The 2,866-nt window shown below is 60.3% G+C and carries 3 protein-coding genes; all 3 read right to left on the bottom strand.

Annotated elements, in window-relative coordinates:
• A partial coding sequence (locus ACESMT_RS21060; protein ID WP_372828541.1) for a Gfo/Idh/MocA family protein occupies nucleotides 1–531 on the bottom strand: 531 nt, incomplete at its 3' end.
• 31 nt (nucleotides 532–562) lie between these two features.
• Nucleotides 563–1,306, bottom strand: coding sequence for a phytanoyl-CoA dioxygenase family protein (locus ACESMT_RS21055; RefSeq protein WP_372828540.1), 744 nt, complete (start codon nucleotides 1,304–1,306; stop codon nucleotides 563–565).
• A 360-nt stretch (nucleotides 1,307–1,666) separates the two neighbouring features.
• A partial coding sequence (locus ACESMT_RS21050; protein WP_372828539.1) for an integrase occupies nucleotides 1,667–2,866 on the bottom strand: 1,200 nt, incomplete at its 5' end.

Raw genomic sequence — 2,866 nt, 5'->3', positions numbered from 1 at the left:
GCCTTCAAATACCCAGTAGCCAAACTCCAGCCGCACGGAGATCATCTTGCCGAAGAAACCGGCGCGGCGCAGCATGTCGAGCTTGCGCAGGCCGGGCAGAAAGAGTTTGTCCTGCACCGCGCCGTGCTTCAGGCCTGAACTTTGCGCCAGGCGCGCTATTTCAACCGCTTCGTTGAGGTTGGTGGCAATCGGCTTTTCGCAATACACATGTTTGCCGGCGCGGATCGCCTTGGCCAGCAGGGTCGGGCGCATCTGCGTGGTGCCGGCGTCGAAGAAGATGCTGTCGTCCTGGTTCTTCAGTGCCTCGTCGAGGTCGGTGCCCCAGCGCGTGATGCCGTGGGTCTTGGCCAGTGCCTCTATCTTTTCGGCATTGCGGCCGATGAGGATGGGATCCGGCATGACCTTGTCACCATTCGACAGCGTGACACCACCTTGTTTGCGGATCGCGATGATGGAGCGGATCAGATGCTGGTTCATGCCCATGCGTCCGGTAACGCCGTGCATGATGATTCCAAGTCGTAGTGTGGTCATGATCGATTGTGGTCGTTGAAAGGTGGTCGTGTCAGCTGATGCGCAGCTTCAGCCGCTCGTCATAGGGCAGCGCCGGATGTTCGAAGAGCGTGTGCGAGTTCACGTAGTGCAGCGCACAGGCGCGACGCCAGTGCGTGGACAGATTGGGTCCTGACTGGTGGAAGGTGTTGCCGTGATGGAACGACACGCCCCCACGCATCACGGGTGCCGGCAGCATCGGCTGGCGTGCCATCAGGGCAGGCGGCAACTGCAGGTTGTAGGGCTCGTCGGCGGGGGCCTCGTGCGCGTACACCGGACCGCGGTTCGTGCCTTCGCCGAAATACAGGCAGCCGTTTTCGAGTGTCGCGTCGTCGAGCGCGATCCAGGCCGTGACCACGCCTTCGAGGTCGTTCGGTCCGAAGTAGAAGTTGTCCTGATGCGCCGGCTTCGGGCCGCCACCTTCCGGCGGCTTGAAGAAGATCTGGCTGAAGAAGACCGACACGCCGGCCCCGACGAGCGATTCGACGATTTCGACCAACGACGGGGTCGACGCTAGTTGACGCACCGATTCGCGATGGTGGTGCGGGTTGTCCAGCTTGCGCAGCACTGTACGCGCCTTCACCCCGCCATCGACATACCAGACGCGCTCGGCAGTGGGCAGGTCGGCCAGGAACTCTTCTCCCCACTTTTCGATGTCCGCGACGACAGCGCTCGTTTGCGCTGCGTCGAAGACACCGGACACGGTGATGTGGCCTGCGTGTCGGTAGTGAGCGAGGTCGGCAATATTCAACGCCATGGCGGGACTCCTTGTTCGCACCGAGACGCCCTCGGCGGGCCACCACGAAGGGCGTGTCATCTGGATGTCGTGCCACGGATGTATCCAAGTGGTGAATTAGTGTAGGGGTCGCGCATGCCAACGTCAATGGGGTTTTGCTGGTAAATACTTTGGGCCAGTATTTTCCAATCCAGGTATGAGCCTGAAAGGGGCTTGAGTCGATGACTTCTGCTGTTCGGTTTGACCGGGTTGAAAGTTGAAGTTTAAAGGGGCCGGTTTTTGTCTTCTGATTTTCTTCCTTTCAGGCCCCTGCCAGGCCGCCGGAGGCCCCCCGGCGCGCATGGTTTTTTTACGCACGACTCCGCCTTGATTTGAGTGGCTTCAGGCCTGCTGTTTGCGTTTGGGCTTGTTGAACAAAGCAAACAAATCAGCCTTGGCTTGTTGCATCTCCCGGGCCGCTTGGAGGTCGGTTTTATCGCTGGCCTGAGCCAGTAAATCTTCAAGCGTGATGCCCACTTTGAATTTGACCAATCCCTTCTCATTGAGCAGCACCAAACACTCCAGCGGCGTCTTCACATCCTTGTGCTTGTAACGCTTGATGATCTTGCCCTTCACGCTCACGACCTCGGTGGCGAACAGGCAGGGGCGATGCAAATTGAGCCACGAGTTGAACACCCCCTCGTAGAACGCATTAATGGGCTTGGCGTACTTCTGGGGAATATGGCTGTAGCCCATGTGCTTGCGCACCACGCTGGCATTTTTGCTTTCGGCCAGGGCGTTATCGTTGCTCTGGCGCGAGCGGGATTTGGTCTGCTCGATGCGCAGCTTGTCCAGCATCTTGGCCACCTGGTGATTGATGTACTCCGAGCCGTTGTCCGAGTGAAATCCTTCAATCACAAACGGGAACTGTGCCATCACCAATTCCAGCACCGGCAGCAGGAATGCCTCGCTGATGCCCTCTACGCAGGCCTGAACCTGCCACTGGCTTGACGCATCGACGCAGGTGATGTGATAGACCCCCTTGACGCCATCGAGGTCGCCTTGGTGAACGGAGTCAATGCGTACCCAGCCCGCACGTCCATGGGGCCGTGGTGCCTTGCGCACGCCAATGGGGTTGCATACGGGACGCGTCTTGGTGAAGTGGGTGCGCCGGGCTTGGTAGCCGGTGCTTTTGCGCAGGTTGTACAGGTGCGATACCGACAGACCTGCCAGGCGCTCATAGCGGGGATCGCCATACACGCGCCAGGCGCGGCGCAACAGATGCACAACGGCCGGACCGCAGACGTCCTCATTGGCGCGGTCCATCTCTACCAGCAACTGGACATCGGTTTGGGTGTACTTGCGGGGGAATGGCGCAGCTGGAGCGCGGTAGCGTTTGCTCAGGGGGATCGCGGACATGCGGTTACCTTCCCAGCGTGCCACCAGGCGGGTGATCTGGGGGCGGCTGTAGCCGCTGGTGTGGCGCAGGTAGGCCAGCACCACGCCACGCTCGCGTTTGCTGCGTTGGGGGTAGTCAAAACGCCTCAGTACGCGGCTGATGTGCGCGTAGCGCGGATCGCCGTACACGATGTAGGCCCGGCG

Origin of the sequence: Polaromonas sp., from assembly GCF_041689105.1 — a bacterium.
In the GTDB taxonomy this organism is placed as follows: domain Bacteria; phylum Pseudomonadota; class Gammaproteobacteria; order Burkholderiales; family Burkholderiaceae_C; genus Polaromonas.
The sequence above is the reverse complement of the archived record's forward strand: the minus strand, read 5'-3'. Positions and strand labels throughout refer to the sequence as shown.